The 14,581-nt window shown below is 71.7% G+C and carries 13 protein-coding genes; 4 read left to right on the forward strand and 9 right to left on the reverse strand.

Annotated elements, in window-relative coordinates; genetic code table 11:
* Positions 1 to 26 precede the first annotated feature (26 nt).
* Complete coding sequence (locus MMA15_RS07465) at positions 27 to 536, forward strand: GNAT family N-acetyltransferase (protein ID WP_241058318.1); 510 nt, start codon at positions 27 to 29, stop codon at positions 534 to 536.
* Here MMA15_RS07465 and MMA15_RS07470 read toward each other — a convergent pair.
* The gene (locus MMA15_RS07470; RefSeq protein ID WP_308290522.1) at positions 493 to 771 is read right to left on the reverse strand and encodes a DUF397 domain-containing protein; all 279 of its coding nucleotides are present in this window, start codon (positions 769 to 771) and stop codon (positions 493 to 495) included. The two genes, MMA15_RS07465 and MMA15_RS07470, sit on opposite strands and share 44 nt — an antisense overlap.
* Before the next feature lie 44 nt (positions 772 to 815).
* A complete protein-coding gene (locus tag MMA15_RS07475; protein ID WP_241058321.1) occupies positions 816 to 1,706 on the reverse strand; it encodes a hypothetical protein in 891 nt (296 codons plus the stop codon).
* 176 nt (positions 1,707 to 1,882) lie between these two features.
* On the opposite strand from MMA15_RS07475, the gene MMA15_RS07480 reads away from it, so the two are divergent.
* A complete protein-coding gene (locus MMA15_RS07480) occupies positions 1,883 to 2,092 on the forward strand; it encodes a hypothetical protein (RefSeq protein WP_241058322.1) in 210 nt (69 codons plus the stop codon).
* Positions 2,093 to 2,251: 159 nt separating this feature from the next.
* On the opposite strand, the gene MMA15_RS07485 is transcribed toward MMA15_RS07480, so the two are convergent.
* On the reverse strand, positions 2,252 to 2,617 hold the full coding sequence (locus MMA15_RS07485; RefSeq protein WP_241058323.1) for a hypothetical protein: 366 nt from the start codon (positions 2,615 to 2,617) through the stop codon (positions 2,252 to 2,254).
* 164 nt (positions 2,618 to 2,781) lie between these two features.
* Positions 2,782 to 3,294 carry a DinB family protein gene (locus MMA15_RS07490; protein WP_241058324.1) on the reverse strand — a complete coding sequence of 171 codons (513 nt, stop codon included), beginning with the start codon at positions 3,292 to 3,294 and terminating at the stop codon, positions 2,782 to 2,784.
* Positions 3,295 to 3,435: 141 nt separating this feature from the next.
* Here MMA15_RS07490 and MMA15_RS07495 point away from each other — a divergent pair, with 141 nt between their 5' ends.
* Together MMA15_RS07495 and MMA15_RS07500 are read left to right on the forward strand one after the other, a co-directional pair.
* On the forward strand, positions 3,436 to 4,275 hold the full coding sequence (locus tag MMA15_RS07495; RefSeq protein ID WP_241063066.1) for an ArsR/SmtB family transcription factor: 840 nt from the start codon (positions 3,436 to 3,438) through the stop codon (positions 4,273 to 4,275).
* A gap of 242 nt (positions 4,276 to 4,517) precedes the next feature.
* Positions 4,518 to 5,582: an aldo/keto reductase gene (locus MMA15_RS07500; protein WP_241058325.1), complete on the forward strand. Its 1,065-nt coding sequence runs from the start codon at positions 4,518 to 4,520 to the stop codon at positions 5,580 to 5,582.
* A gap of 93 nt (positions 5,583 to 5,675) precedes the next feature.
* Here MMA15_RS07500 and MMA15_RS07505 read toward each other — a convergent pair whose 3' ends face one another.
* From MMA15_RS07505 to MMA15_RS07525, 5 genes are all read right to left on the reverse strand, one after another.
* Positions 5,676 to 6,965, reverse strand: coding sequence for an erythromycin esterase family protein (locus MMA15_RS07505; protein ID WP_241058326.1), 1,290 nt, complete (start codon positions 6,963 to 6,965; stop codon positions 5,676 to 5,678).
* Positions 6,966 to 7,140: 175 nt separating this feature from the next.
* Positions 7,141 to 8,583 (reverse strand): GTPase ObgE, encoded by a 1,443-nt coding sequence (gene obgE / locus MMA15_RS07510; protein ID WP_241058328.1) that lies wholly within the window; start codon positions 8,581 to 8,583, stop codon positions 7,141 to 7,143.
* Positions 8,584 to 8,850: 267 nt separating this feature from the next.
* Entirely contained in the window at positions 8,851 to 9,108 is a 258-nt protein-coding gene (gene rpmA / locus MMA15_RS07515; protein WP_241058336.1) for a 50S ribosomal protein L27, read from the reverse strand.
* 14 nt (positions 9,109 to 9,122) lie between these two features.
* On the reverse strand, positions 9,123 to 9,449 hold the full coding sequence (gene rplU, locus MMA15_RS07520; RefSeq protein ID WP_241063067.1) for a 50S ribosomal protein L21: 327 nt from the start codon (positions 9,447 to 9,449) through the stop codon (positions 9,123 to 9,125).
* A 413-nt stretch (positions 9,450 to 9,862) separates the two neighbouring features.
* Positions 9,863 to 14,236 carry a ribonuclease E/G gene (locus tag MMA15_RS07525; RefSeq protein WP_443732547.1) on the reverse strand — a complete coding sequence of 1,458 codons (4,374 nt, stop codon included), beginning with the start codon at positions 14,234 to 14,236 and terminating at the stop codon, positions 9,863 to 9,865.
* Positions 14,237 to 14,581: the final 345 nt, after the last annotated feature.

Genomic DNA, 14,581 nt, shown 5'->3' on the forward strand with positions numbered 1-14,581 from the left:
CCGACCCGTGGCAGCAGGCTCCGGTCGTGATCGAGCTTCGAGTACTGACACCGGACGACTGGCGGAGCTGGCGCTCCCTGCGCCTCGCGGCGCTCGCCGACGCACCGTACGCGTTCACGGCCCGCCTCGCCGACTGGCAGGGCGACGGGGACCGCGAGGAGCGCTGGCGGGACCGGCTGAGCATTCCCGGCTCGTACGACCTGCTCGCCCTCCTCGACGGAGAGCCCGTCGGCATGGCGGGCGGCACACCGGGCGAAGCCGAGGGTGAGGCCCGCCTGCGCTCCTTGTGGGTCGGCGCCAGGGGCCGGGGCCGCGGCGTGGCCGACCGGCTGATGCGGGCCGTCGAGGAGTGGGCGATCGCTTCGGGCGCGGGGACTCTGCGGCTGGCCGTACTGCCCGGCAACGCCCGCGCGATCGCCCTCTACCGCCGCCACGGCTTCGAGGAGACGGGGGAGACGGGCAGCCCGCTCCCCGGCGGTCAGCACGAGGTGATCATGGCCAAACGTCTCGACGGCGGTCGGCAACGGACCGGATGAGGTGCGCGAACGCGGCGGCGGGGAAGGTGAGTCGAGGTCCCTCGGGGTTCTTGGAGTCCCGTACGGCGACGGGGCCCCGCGAGGCGCGGTGAGTCGGGCGACCTCGACGCACTCGCCGCCGCTGTCTCCGCTGTCTCCGCTGTCTCCGCTGTCTCCGCTGTAACCGGACCTGATCCACCCCGTGTTGACCAGACCCGGACTGCTGATCGTGCGAGTCCTCCATGACGCGGGCCATCAGATGCGCCGAGCCGTCGAGGACGGCCCCAAGTCCCCCTCCTCCTACGCCCCGTTGCCGAATCTCGCCGCCACCGCCTGTTCCAGGGTGAGTCCGTCGGCGTCGTCGTCGCGTTCCAGGAAGGCGTGGATGACGGCGAGGGCGACGGTGCCCATGAGGGAGCGGCGTCTCTCGTCGTCGAGGACGCCCGCGCCCGGGTCCCCGATGGCGCGCAAGGTCATGCCGTCGGTGGCGGCGGACAGCGCGTTGGCGAGGTCGTCGAGGGTGAGGCCGGGGCGCAGGCGGAGGCCGCGTTCGCGCATGACGTCCGCGTAGAGCTTCTTCCAGGAGCCCAGATAGTCCTCGTACATGGCGGAGATGGCCTCACGTACCTCGGTGTCTCCCTCGGACGCGGTCATGAGGGCGAGGCCGAGACGGACGGAGGGCATCTCGACGCCTTCGGCGGTGTGCTGGTACGCGGTCTCGTGGACGGCTCGTACGAAGTCCGGCCCGTGGACGAGCCGTTCGGTGTTGACGTCGCGCTGTTCGCGGTAGCCGGGGCGGTAATTCTCCCGCCACACGGCGAAGTTGATGAGGTCGGCCACGAACTCGGACTGCGACTTCCAGCGGTCCCGCATCGCGGAGACGGTGCCCCGGCGGGCGAACGGGCGGGGATTGTTGGCGACTTCGGCCGTCACGGCCCGCTGCGAGAGGAAGCCGAGCAGCGGTCGCCGGCCGTCCGCGCCGGTGCCGCCGCCCGGGCCGAGGTGGCGGGCGAGCAGCCGCATCCCGGCCGCTAAGTAGGCAGCCGTGACGGGGTCGTTGGCGAGGCGTACCCGGAAGGGGCGGGTACGGCGGTTGAGGTTGCGCAGCACGGGTGACAGATCACGGTCGTAGGGGAAGGGCAGGTCGCGCTTCCTGCCTCTCGGGGCCCGCGGCTCGTCGGTGTTCGCCATGCCCGCAATACTTGCCGGGTCCGTGCCCGTAGGACAGGGGCGCAGTTGCGCGGAGGTTTGCGCTGTGTCCTTTGCGGGGCCCAGACGGCACATATACCGCGCGGCTGCGCTGCTGCGGGCGGTCCGGCGGCCGCGTTAGACAGGTCTTCGACCCGACCGTGAAGGTGTGATCGAAGATGCTCACTACGGAGACGGCCGCCTGGGTGATGCTGTCGATCGCCGCCAGCAGTGCGGCAGTTCGGCTGATCCTCGCGGTGCTGGCCGCGCATGCGGCCCGTAAGGCCCTGGGGACTTCGGCCGAGTCGAAGGCCGCGGAACGGCTGCGCGCCCACCGGCTCGCGGTGTTACGGGCGCTGCTCAACGGCCTTGGCGCGCGGAGACGTTGAGCGGATGCGGGCGGGGGCGGACGAGTGGGTTCACGGGTGTGCGCGACTGCGACGGGCCTGCGGCGGCGCCCGCACGCGAACAGGGAAAGGCCCCGCACGCGCGAGGCGTGCGGGGCCCTCGCCACCGGTCGTGCCGTGGCGGGACGGGACGCGACCGGGTCAGGCCGGGCGCGACTCCGCGCTGACTCCCCCGATGCCCGTGCTGTAGGGCGCGCAGCCCGCGACGGCCTGCGCCCCCGCGCCGGGCTCCAGACGCACCCACTCGCTGGAGACGTCGGGCGCGACGCCGCAGACCAGGTTCACGCGGAACTCGACCGGGCCTGCCGTGTTGTTGTCACAGTTGGCGTATCCCTCCAGATCGTCGCTCTCGCTGACACCGGTCGAGCAGTCCACGCCCGGCACCTTCAGCCCCTTCGCGTGGGCGGCGCCGTCCTGCGGGACGGCGGCCTGTGCGCCCGGCGCGGTGAGGCCGAGGGTCAGGGCGGCTCCCACGGTCGCGGTGATCAGAGCGAACCTCTTACGCATGGTGTAACTCCCCGTGTTCTTGCGTCGGTGCGTGTTCCCGCACCACTCGCTACACGGACCGGGGCAGCTCCCCGTATGACACACGAAAGTGTGACACCGGTCACCGGTCGAGGGCCGCCGATGCACCGACCGCGGAACACGGCGCCGAACTCCCCCCGCACCGCTCAGAAGTAGCCCTTCCTGCCGTCCAGAAGCTCCCGGAGGATGTCCGCGTGCCCGGCGTGACGGGCGGTCTCCTCGATCATGTGGAGCAGGATCCAGCGCAGCGAGGTCTGATCGGCCTTGTAGCCCGGGTGTCTGCCGATGTCCTCAAGGGCGTGCGCGGCGATGATCTCGTCGGACACGGCGCACTGCTTCTCGTACTCGTCGAGCAGCCTGGCCAGCGGCACACCCTCGACCATCATGTCCGCGTCCTCGGGCCCGTCGTCGAACTGCGGCCCCTCCGCGGGCCCTCCGAGCAGCAGCACCTCGAACCAGCAGTGCTCGACCCAGCGCATGTGGGAGACGAGACCGGCCATCGTCATATACGGGGACGCGGGGAGCACGGACCGGTGGGCGTCCTCCTCCGAGAGCCCTTCGCACTTCCAGTGGATGATCGCGCGCTGCATGCCGAGCCATCCGACGAGCTGGGTGCGTTCGTCGGCGTCGAACCGTGGGCGTACACGAGGCGGGAGCATGTCCGGACGCTAGCCCGGGGCCGGCTCGCACCGCACCGCGATTACGGGCCAAGACGCGACGCGGCGGGCCCCACAAGGCTCTGACCTGCACGAATTGAATATGCAGGCATTTACTTGCATGATGGTTTCGTGAGCGATGACGTGGACCTGGTCTTCAAGGCCCTGGCCGACCGGACCCGGCGGCACCTGCTGGACCGTCTGCACGAGAACAACGGGCAGACGCTCGGCGAGCTGTGCGACCGCCTCGACATGACCCGCCAGGCCGCGACGCAGCATCTGGGAATCCTGGAGACCGCGAACCTGGTCTCCACGGTGCGTCGCGGCAGGCGGAAGCTGCACTACCTCAACCCCGTGCCGCTGCACACGATTCAGGAGCGGTGGATCGACAAGTTCGAACGCCCGCGCCTGCGTTCACTCAGCGCACTGAAACAACGAGCGGAGAACGCCATGACCGTGAAACCGAGCTTCGTATACGTCGTCTACATCGAGAGCACCCCGGAGAAGGTGTGGCAGGCGCTGACCGACGCCGACATCTCCGGCGCGTACTGGGGACACCGCAACGTCTCCGACTGGCAGGCGGGTTCACCGTGGGAGCACCGGCGTACGGACGGCAGCGGCATCGCCGACGTGGTCGGGACGGTGGAGGTGAGCGAGCCGCCCCGCCGGCTGGTGACCACGTGGGCCGATCCCGACGCCGGTCCCGGCGCCGAACCGGGCGGCACCCGGGCGGAGTCCGGGTCCGGGTCCGGATCGGGGTCCGGGTCGGGTTCGGAGGCGGCGCGGGCGCAGGAACCCTCGCGGGTCACCTTCGACATCGAACCGTATGGCGAGATCGTCCGTTTGACCGTGACACACGAGGACCTCAAGGACGAGGCCGAGCGGAACGAGGCGGCGCGGGGCTGGGCCGCCGTGCTCTCCAACCTCAAGTCCCTCCTGGAGACGGGCAGTCCACTGCCGCGGGAGCCCTGGCTGGTGCCCTGACGGCCCTCGGGGTCTCTCAGGGCCGTCACAAACCCGAGGACCCCGAGGACCCCGAATATCCCGAGGACGAACGTCGGCCTTGCACAAGGCAGTTCGGCCCACCCTGGCCTTGCCCGGCAGGGCACGGCGCGTACCCGTAAAACCGCTTGCCTTGGAGAACACTCCAATCCGTAGCGTGCGCCGCGGACGACCGACTCGTATACGAGAGGCACTGGACGCACAGGACGCGGAGAGGGACGACGATGCGCTACACGCTGTTCGGCAGGACCGGTCTACGGGTGAGCGAACTGAGCCTCGGGGCAATGACGTTCGGAGACGCATCGGGCCGCGGCGCCGACAAGGACGCGTCCCGGGCGATGCTCGACGCCTACGCGGACCTCGGCGGGAACTTCATCGACACCGCGGTCAGCTACACCCGCGGCGGCTCCGAAACCGTCCTCGGTGAGCTGCTCGAAGGCCGCCGGGAGCAGTTCGTACTGGCGACCAAGTACACCTGCGCGCCCCGCCCCGGCGATGTGAACGCCACCGGCAACCACCGCAGGAATCTCGTCCAGTCGGTGGAGACGAGCCTGGCGCGGCTGCGCACCGACTTCATCGATGTGCTGTGGGTGCACGCGCGCGACCACTTCAGCCCGGTCGAGGAGGTCATGCGGGCCCTGGACGATCTCGTACGCAGCGGAAAGGTGCTCTACATCGGGGTGTCCGACTGGGCGGCCTGGGAGATCGCACAGGCCTGCACGCTCGCGGAGCTGAGGGGCTGGACGGCCTTCGCGGGCTCCCAGCTCCAGTACAACCTGCTGGAACGTACGCCGGAACGCGAACTGCTGCCGCAGGCCCGTGCGTTCGACCAGACGGTCCTGGCGTGGAGCCCCCTGGCGGGAGGCAGGCTCACCGGCAAGTACCTGCGGGGCGAGGGCAGTTCGGGCAGGCTGGCCGACAGCCCTCAGGACGCCGGCGCCGACCCGCGTGCGGACGCGATCGTCACCGCCGTAATGGAGGTCGCGGAACAGGGCGGCTGGAGCCCGGCGCGGGTCGCGCTGGCCTGGCTGCGGCAGCGGCCCGGGAACATCGTCCCTATCGTCGGCGCGACCAGGCAGGAACAGCTCGCGGACAACCTCGGCTGCCTGGACGTCACGCTGGACGCCGACGCCGTCGCACGTCTCGACGAGGTGAGTGCCGTACCGCTGGGCTTCCCGCACGACTTCCTCATGGAGGAAGGCGTGAAGGGGGTCGTCTACGGGCAGCACTGGCGCCAGATCGACGACCGGCGCTCGACATACCGCCGCACCACCGACGGCGTGCGCTGAGCGGCCTGGACAGCACACCGGGTCGGGCGAGACACCCGCGGGCCTCTCGCCCGACCCGGTGATGCGGTCGATTCAGAACCGGTGCGGATCAGTTCAGAAGGAGACCGTCAGGTCCCGCGTGACGGTGGGCACCGAGACGACAGCGTCGAACGCGGCCGTCAGGTCGGTGAGCATCACCCCCGACTGCGTGCGGATGCCGCCCAGCAGACTCTCGCCCCGAGCATCGCGCGGGGCCTGACGCAGGTCGGTGAGCGTCGCCTGTCCGGCAAGCCCGGTCTGCTCCAGCGCGTGCTCGATACTGCCCGGCACGGGCTCGGCCGCGGGGACCTCCTGCAATCGGAAACCCACGGGCATCGAGGGGTCCGGAATCATCTCGGGCACGGCCCGGGCCGTGTGGGTGACCGCCACCGAGACATAGTCGGTCCCGAGCAGGCCCGCCAGGTGCTGACCCATGGGGAGCGCGGTGATCTGCCCGTTGAAGACGTTGGCCGTCTTCTGGATGTGGTTGTTGTGCGCCGCGATCACGACCCTCGCCTCAGGGCCCGCCTCGCTCAGGTGCCAGGCCAGAGTCTCGGCCATGTAGCGGTCGCGCACCGACAGGTCCGCGGTCTTGCCCTTCGCGGAACCGAGGTCGTTGGCGGCCCCGAACATGTAGTCCGTGGCCCGTGCCCCCGCCAGCAGCCGTTCAGCACGGCGCACCAGTCCCGACGGCGCGCGGTCGGTCATCAACGGCTCTATCGCGCTCAGGCGCAGCTCCAGGCGCGCAAGAAGCGCGGTCAGCTCGTCCTGAGACGCGGTCGGCAGGCCCGCCCAGGCGGGTGCCGCCGCCGCGCCCGAACCGAGCCCGGACAGGAACTCGTCGCTGATCGTGACGGCCCTGCGCGCCAGGGCCTCCGACTCCGGGTCGGCCACGGCCAACAGGTCCGCCAACGGCTCCAGTACGGGCCGCAGCGCGCCGCCGGCCTCGGGCACGTCCACACCCGCGAACCGCAACGGAGCGGGGCCGGTGGTGTTGTGCTCGCGCAACCAGGCCATCAGGTCAGCCGCTCCCCACTCGGCCGCAGCCGGAGACACCTGCGCCAGAGGACGGTCGTCGCGGCCGTGCAGCCAGGCGTCCAGATCGTCTGCGGCGGCGAAGGAGTACTCGAAGGCGAAGACGGTGAATCCGCACCGTTCAGCCAGGAATCGCAGCACTCGCTGACGCACCTGGGAGAACTCCCGGACGAAGTGCGCGCCCTCGCCGATCGCCACGACGCGGGCGTCGCCCACGATCTTGCGCAGGGGTTCGAGTCCGTCCAGGCCGGCGTGGACGTCCAGGCCGGCCAGGGTGTGGGTGTGCTGACGGGTCCAGGCGGTCGGCACGACGGCAGGAGTGGTGTTCATGGCAGTTCTCTTCTCTGCGGGCTGGAATCGGATGCCGCTGCCCACGGGCAGCACAGAGAACGGGCCGGCTTCCAGCGACCTCAGAGGGCGCCGGGCGGCCCGTTCGAACCAGCCAGACTCAGAGCGAGAGGAACGCGGTGTACACGTCTCCACGTTACCGCTCGCGCGCCACGCCCTAGTCCTCGAACGGGTCGAACTCCTCGTACTCCCCGAGGAGTTCGTCACGCTCCGCCTCACGGTCACGGCGGCGCTGCGCGGCCGGGCGAGGCGCCTCCATGCGGTGGTCCTCGCCGCGGCGGCCGAGCATCTCCGCGCCCGCCATCATCGTCGGCTCCCAGTCGAAGACGACCGCGTCGTCCTCTCCCCCGATGGCGACGCCGTCGCCCTCCCGGGCGCCCGCCTTCATCAACTCCTCCTCCACACCGAGGCGGTTGAGACGGTCGGCGAGATAGCCCACCGCCTCGTCGTTGTTGAAGTCGGTCTGGTGGACCCAGCGTTCGGGCTTCTCGCCCCGTACGCGGAAGAAGCCGTCGCCCTCCTTGGTGACGGTGAAGCCCGCGTCGTCCACGGCCTTGGGACGGATGACCACTCGCGTCGTCTCCGCGGGCGGCTCGGCGGCACGCGCCTCGTCGACGACCTTGGCGAGCGCGAACGACAGCTCCTTCAGCCCCTTACGGGACACGGCGGAGACCTCGAAGACCTGATATCCGCGGGCGATCAGATCGGGGCGGATGATGTCTGCGAGATCCTGCCCGTCGGGGATGTCGACCTTGTTGAGCACGACGACCCGCGGCCGTCCCTCCAGGCCGCCGTACTGGGCGAGTTCGGCCTCGATGACGTCCAGGTCGCTCACCGGGTCGCGGTCCGATTCGAGGGTCGCGCAGTCCAGTACGTGCACGAGGACCGAGCAGCGCTCGACGTGGCGCAGGAAGTCCAGGCCCAGGCCCTTGCCCTCGCTCGCCCCCGGGATCAGCCCCGGCACGTCCGCGATCGTGAAGACCGTGGAACCGGCCGTCACCACACCGAGGTTGGGCACGAGCGTGGTGAAGGGATAGTCGGCGATCTTCGGCTTGGCGGCCGAAAGCACCGAGATGAGCGACGACTTGCCCGCCGAGGGATAGCCGACGAGCGCCACATCCGCGACGGTCTTCAGCTCCAGCACGATGTCGCGCGACTCACCCGGCTCGCCGAGCAGCGCGAAGCCGGGCGCCTTGCGGCGCGGTGAGGCCAGCGCCGCGTTGCCGAGGCCGCCGCGTCCGCCCTGCCCGGCCACGAACACCGTGCCCTTGCCGACCATGTCGGCAAGCACCTCGCCCTTGGCGTCGAGGACGACCGTGCCGTCCGGGACGGGCAGCACCAGGTCCTTGCCGTCGGCGCCGGAGCGGTGACCGCCCTCCCCCGGCCTGCCGTTGGTGGCCTTGCGGTGCGGGCTGTGGTGGTAGTCGAGCAGCGTCGTCACATCCGGATCGACGACGAGTACGACGTCGCCGCCGCGCCCGCCGTTGCCGCCGTCCGGGCCGCCGAGCGGCTTGAATTTCTCCCGGTGCACGGAGGCACAGCCATGGCCCCCGTTACCCGCGGCGACATGCAGCTCGACGCGGTCCACGAAGGTGGTCATGTGAGGTGCCTCCCGGCTGAGGATCGGTGCCGAACCGCGGGCGGAGCGTGCGCGGTTCGAGGTGCTTGCTCTGTGCGGTTCGCGTGTCTCGCAGACGTACGCAGGGGGCGGGGGCCGCGACCCCGGGGCCCGCGCCCCGAAACAGCGAGGGCGGACGCGCTTCCCGCAGGTACGAGCGATGCGTACTCACAGGAGCGGCCGTCCGCCCTCGATGGTGTGCGTAGCGACGCGGCGCGCGTCTGCGAGGCGCGCCGCCGACGCGGCTTGTTACTCGGCGACAGGAACGATGTTGACGACCCTGCGGCCACGACGGGTGCCGAACTGCACGGCACCCGCGTCCAGCGCGAACAGCGTGTCGTCGCCGCCGCGGCCGACGCCCGCGCCCGGGTGGAAGTGCGTACCGCGCTGGCGGACGAGGATCTCACCGGCGTTGACGACCTGACCGCCGAAGCGCTTCACACCCAGGTACTGAGGGTTGGAGTCGCGGCCGTTCCGGGTGGACGATGCGCCCTTCTTGTGTGCCATCTCTACTCAGTCCCTTACTTCTTCTTGGCCGGGGTGGGGATGTCGGTGATCTTCAGCGCGGTGTGCAGCTGGCGGTGACCGATCCGCTTCTTGTAACCGGTCTTGTTCTTGTACTTCTGGATGCGGATCTTGTCGCCCTTGTGGTGGTCGACCACCTCTGCCGAGACCTTCACGCCGTCCAGCACCCACGGGTCGCTGGTGACCGTGTCACCGTCCACGACGAGCAGGGTCGAGAGCTCGACGCGCTCTCCGGCCTTGCTCTCGGAAATACGGTCGACCTCGATGACGTCGCCGACAGACACCTTCTGCTGGCGGCCGCCGGTGCGCACGATTGCGTACACGCGGAACTCTCTCTCGCTCGTCACGGAGCCCCTGACGCCAGCCGCCCGGCGCGGAACCGGCGGACGATGAGAAGACACCGCCGCCCGGGACCACGATCTGATCCGAGTGGATTGAGCGGCCTCTCCCCGGCTGACGCCGCGGGAGGGAGTTGCTCAGGAGCGTGGCGCATCCTGGGTGACACGCCAACGGCCAAGGTTACGGGGCGCCGCACACGCTGGTCAAACCGGGTCAGCCCCGCCCCATGGGGCCCCGGCCGTGCCCGCCGAGGCGACCGGCCCGCCGCCGCTGCGGCACCTCCGGAGGGGCGAGCAGCCCCCAACTCCCTTACGTGGCAAGGCCCCCGGCTGGTACGCGGTCCGAAGTGTGCTTCCGGGGGGACGCGTTACCGGCCGGGGGCCTCAAACAGCGCGGGTCACTCCTCGTCGGGAGACGAGTCCGCGGGCGAATCGACCGACGGCTCGGCCGGAGGGTCGGCGGATGCCGACACCGAGGACGGAGCGTCCTGTTCGGCTGCGGCCGTCCTCCTTGTCGTGGTCCTCCTCGAAGCGGCTTCCGACGTCTTCTTCGCCGCCGGCCTCTTGGCCGCCGTGGTCCCCTCGGCGGAGACCTCCTCCGAGTCCGTCGCCGCCTGAGGCTCCTGTCCCGGCCGGGACTCCGTCGCCGCCTCAGGCCCCGGCTGCGAGCCGGCGTCGTCCGATGCCGGGGGCGGGCCCGCCGGAGCGGAGACGCTACGAGTGACGCGACGCCGCCGGGCCACCGGAGGAGCTGCCTCCGAGACGGGCTGTGCCTCCACCGGGGTCTCGTCGCTCACCGGCTGCGGCGCGGGCGAGTGCTCCGACGCGGGCAGCACGATCGCACCCGCCGCCTCGTCCGACGACTGCGGCGAACCTGCCGGTGCCGAGACGCTGCGGCTCGCACGGCGCCTCGGCCTGGCCGGAGGAGCCGCCTCCGGCGCGGGCTCCGCCACCGGGGCCGCAGCCGCGTCCGCTGTAGCCGACCCAGCCGACGCGTCCAACGCGTCCGACGCGGGCTGCGGCGACTGCTCGGGGGCGGACGGCTCTTCGGTCCTCGCCGTGACGACCGTGACCACCGCCTCCTCGGCGGCGGGCGGAGATCCGGCGGGGGCCGACACCTTGCGTGCCACACGTCGGCGCCGTCGCGCGGGGCGCTCCGCCTCCGCCCGGTCGGTCTCCGTGGCCGGTGCCGCAGCCGCACCGCTCGCCGTGTCCGTGCCCGTGGCTGTGTGACCGGCGTCCTCCTGCACGCCGCCCGCGGTGCTCACGTCACCGGTGGCGCCCTCGCCACCAGTCACGGAGCCTTCCCGCGAACGGCTTCGGCCGTTTCCCGGGCCGGTGGCCCCCTTCGGGGTGCTCGCTTCGGCGTCTGCGGTCTCCGCGCCTGCCGTTCTCCGTCCGGCGGGACTCTCGGGCTCGGTACTCGCCTGCTCCCGGGCACCCGGCTCGGCGCCCGCACCGGCCGCGGACTCCACCGCCGCCGGCTCCGCCTGAGCCTTCCCCTCCGGCTGGCCCTGCGACTGAGTCTGGGTCTGCGGCGCGCCCTGCCGCGCCGTCGCCTTACGGCTGCCCCGCCGCCTCGTACGGCTGCGGCCAGACGTCGCGGCCGCCTCCGCCTCGGCCACCGAACCGTAAAGCTCCTCGTCCGGCGTGAACTCGGCCGCCCGCGACGCCTTCGGCTCCGCGACGGAGACCTTCTCCTTCGCAGCCCCGGACACCCCGGCCGGAACGGCCGCCTCCGCGGCGGCCTCTACCTCGGGCGCCTCCTCGGCCGGAGCCTTGGCCTGGCTCGGCGCCTGCGCGCCTCCGCCCTTGCCGCCGCCCCGCTTCTTGCTCTTCTTGCCGCCGCCGACAGTCGCCGGCTGTTCCATGTGTACGAGCACGCCGCGCCCGTTGCAGTGCACACACTGCTCGGAGAAGGACTCCAGCAGGCCCTGCCCGACCCGCTTTCGCGTCATCTGCACGAGCCCCAGCGAGGTCACCTCGGCGACCTGGTGCTTCGTACGGTCCCGTCCCAGGCACTCGAGAAGCCGCCGCAGCACCAGGTCGCGGTTGGACTCCAGGACCATGTCGATGAAGTCGATCACGATGATGCCGCCGAGGTCGCGCAGCCGTAGCTGGCGCACGATCTCCTCGGCCGCCTCCAGGTTGTTCCTGGTGACGGTCTCCTCCAGGTTGCCGCCCTGGCCGGTGAACTTCCCGGTGTTGACATCCACCACGACCATGGCCTCGGTGCGGTCGATCACCAGCGAACCGCCGCTCGGCAGCCACACCTTGCGGTCCAGCGCCTTCATCAACTGCTCGTCGATGCGGTACGTGGCGAAGACGTCCACGTCCGACGTCCACTTCTCCAGGCGCTCAGCGAGGTCGGGCGCCACGTGCGCGACATAGCCGTGGATGGTCTCCCACGCCTCGTCACCGCTGACGACGACCTTCGAGAAGTCCTCGTTGAAGATGTCGCGCACGACGCGCACCGTCATGTCGGGCTCGCCGTAGAGCAGCGTCGGGGCGTTGCCCTTCTGCGCCTTGCGCTGGATGTCCTCCCACTGGGCCTGCAACCGCTCGACGTCGCGCCGCAGTTCGTCCTCGCTCGCGCCCTCGGCGGCCGTACGGACGATGACGCCCGCGTCCTCCGGCACGATCCTCTTCAGGATCTGCTTCAGCCGCGAACGCTCGGTGTCGGGCAGCTTCCGGCTGATGCCGGTCATCGACCCCTCGGGGACGTAGACCAGATAGCGGCCGGGCAGCGACACCTGGCTGGTCAGTCGGGCGCCCTTGTGGCCCATCGGGTCCTTGGTGACCTGCACCAGCACCGACTGGCCGGACTTGAGCGCGGTCTCGATGCGGCGGGGGCCGTTGGCCATGCCCAGCGCCTCGAAGTTGACCTCGCCGGCGTAGAGGACCGCGTTGCGGCCCTTGCCGATGTCGACGAAGGCGGCCTCCATCGACGGAAGTACGTTCTGCACCTTGCCGAGGTAGACGTTGCCGACGTACGAGGTCGACTGCTCCTTGTTGACGAAGTGCTCCACGAGCACGTCGTCCTCCAGGACGCCGATCTGCGTACGCTCGCCGCTCTGCCGGACGATCATCTCCCGCTTGACGGCCTCACGGCGCGCCAGGAACTCGGCCTCCGTGATGATCGGCACCCGGCGGCGGCCCTGCTCACGGCCCTCACGGCGGCGCTGCTTCTTCGCCTCCAGCCGCGTGGACCCCTTGATCGCCTGGACCTCGTCGGTGGGCTCTTCCTTCCTGCGGCGAGGCTCGCGGATCTTGACGACCGTACGCTCCGGGTCGTCCTCCTCCACCTCGCGGCCCGCGCCCGAGTCACCCGCGTCACTGCCGCGACGGCGGCGGCGGCGACGGCGCCGGGAGCTGCTGGAGGAACCGGGGCCGCGGCTCTCGTCGTCGTCCTCGCCCGCCTTGCCGGAGTCCGCGCCTCCGCCTGCCTCGCCGGAAGCGGCCGAGTCGGACGATCCGGCGGACTCGGCGCCGCCGTCGGCGCCCCCGCTCTCGCCTTTGCCGCCGTCGCCACGCTGCGACCGCTTGTCCTGGCCGTCGCGGGCGCCCGAGGCGGCACCGCTCTCCTCGGTCTCGTCCGTCGACTCGGGGCTCTCACCCCGGCGACGGCGGCGCCCGCCGCGGCGTCGCCTGCGGGCGGGGCGCTCCTCCTGCTCCTCGTCCGAGTCGGAGTCGGAGTCGGAGTCGCCGGACTCCTTCGTCTCTTCCTCGCTGTCGGCGGCCGTATCGGCACCCTCGTCGGCGGGCTGCCCGCCGTCGCCCGAGGAGTCGGCACGACGACGGCGGCGGCGCGGACGCTCGGCCGCGACCGGCGCCTCCTCTTCCTCCTCGTCGTCGATCTCGTCGGCCTCCTCGGCCGCCGCGTCGGCAGCGGCAGCCGCGGCTGCGCTCTGCGGGGTCTGGAACGCGGGCTCCGTGAACACCGGCGCCTGGAACAGCGCCACCGGCGGCCCGGCAGGCTTGCGCGGAGCACGGGCCTGGCTGCTCCCGGACTCCGTCCCGGTGGGCGCGGCGCCTTCGGAATCGGCGCTCCCGTTGCCGGCGCCGCTTCCGCTTCCTGCTGCGGAACGCGACTCGGTGGCCGCGGACTTGGCGGTCTTCGCCGTCTTACGTGTCGTGGTGCGGCGCCGCGTACGGGCACCGGACTCCTCGGAGCCGCCGGTGCCGTCAGCGCCGTCGCCCTCCTGCGAGCCTTCGGCCTGCGCCGCGGAACCGGCCGACGCCTCGGCGGACGCCTTCGCCGACGTCCGAGCCGATGCGGCGGTCTTACGAGTCGATGTGCTCTTACGGGCGGTGGCCGCCGAGCGGCGCGTGGTACGTGCGGGCTCCTCGGCAACCGCCTCGGACTCGCCCGAGCCCTCGGGCCCGCCCTCGGCTGTGCTCCGCTCCTCCGCGCCCGCGCCCGCGCTCTCCGCGGGAGCGTCCGTCTCCGCGGAGGCAGCGGTCTTGCGAGCCGTCCTGCGCCGGGTCCGTGCGGGAGCGGCGGGCTCTTCGTCATCCGTACGGGACCGCGCGGCATCGCCGTCCGCGTCGGCCGCGGGGGTCTCCGCCACGACCGGCGTCCCTGCCGGTGCCGCGGCCCTGCGCCGCGCACGCGGGGGCGGCGCCGGATCGGCCACGGCCTCCGAGCCCCCTTCGGAACTCTGTGAACCCGAGGCGGCAGAGCCCGAATCGGAGTCCGCAGCCGACTCATCCGCTGCGGACTGCTGCGATTCGGCCGGTACGACCTGCTCCGCGACCTCCGGCTCGCTCACGCTCGGCGTGCCCGCGGGGGCGCTCGCCCGGCGGGCGGCACGGCGACGCGGCGGCGCGGACACCGGGGCCGGAGCCTCGGAACCGTCGCCGGTGGCGTCATCAGCGCCACCTCCCGCACCGGGGCCCGAGTCGCCGGAGCCGGAATCGGAAGCCGAATCCGAAGCGCCGGTAACCCCGGCGGCACCGGCAGCCCCCGCGGATACGGACGTATCGCTCGCCGCGATCACCTCGGGAGCCACCGACGGCTGGGACGGAGGCCCTGCCGGACGGCTCGCCGCCCTGCGGCGACGAGGCGGCAGGGTGTCGCTGGGCGAGAGGAAACCTCCCTCGGACTGCCCGGCGTC

It is taken from the genome of Streptomyces marispadix (assembly GCF_022524345.1).
GTDB lineage: Bacteria > Actinomycetota > Actinomycetes > Streptomycetales > Streptomycetaceae > Streptomyces > Streptomyces marispadix.

Bases quoted from the DNA above. Each gene is read 5' to 3' on its own strand.
- MMA15_RS07475 (WP_241058321.1), bottom strand. From the start codon at position 1,706: ATGGCGAACACCGACGAGCCGCGGGCCCCGAGAGGCAGGAAGCGCGAC.
- MMA15_RS07505 (WP_241058326.1), bottom strand. From the start codon at position 6,965: ATGAACACCACTCCTGCCGTCGTGCCGACCGCCTGGACCCGTCAGCAC.
- obgE (WP_241058328.1), bottom strand. From the start codon at position 8,583: ATGACCACCTTCGTGGACCGCGTCGAGCTGCATGTCGCCGCGGGTAAC.
- rpmA (WP_241058336.1), bottom strand. From the start codon at position 9,108: ATGGCACACAAGAAGGGCGCATCGTCCACCCGGAACGGCCGCGACTCC.
- MMA15_RS07480 (WP_241058322.1), top strand. From the start codon at position 1,883: ATGCTCACTACGGAGACGGCCGCCTGGGTGATGCTGTCGATCGCCGCC.
- MMA15_RS07500 (WP_241058325.1), top strand. From the start codon at position 4,518: ATGCGCTACACGCTGTTCGGCAGGACCGGTCTACGGGTGAGCGAACTG.
- MMA15_RS07490 (WP_241058324.1), bottom strand. From the start codon at position 3,294: ATGCTCCCGCCTCGTGTACGCCCACGGTTCGACGCCGACGAACGCACC.
- MMA15_RS07470 (WP_308290522.1), bottom strand. From the start codon at position 771: ATGGCCCGCGTCATGGAGGACTCGCACGATCAGCAGTCCGGGTCTGGT.
- MMA15_RS07485 (WP_241058323.1), bottom strand. From the start codon at position 2,617: ATGCGTAAGAGGTTCGCTCTGATCACCGCGACCGTGGGAGCCGCCCTG.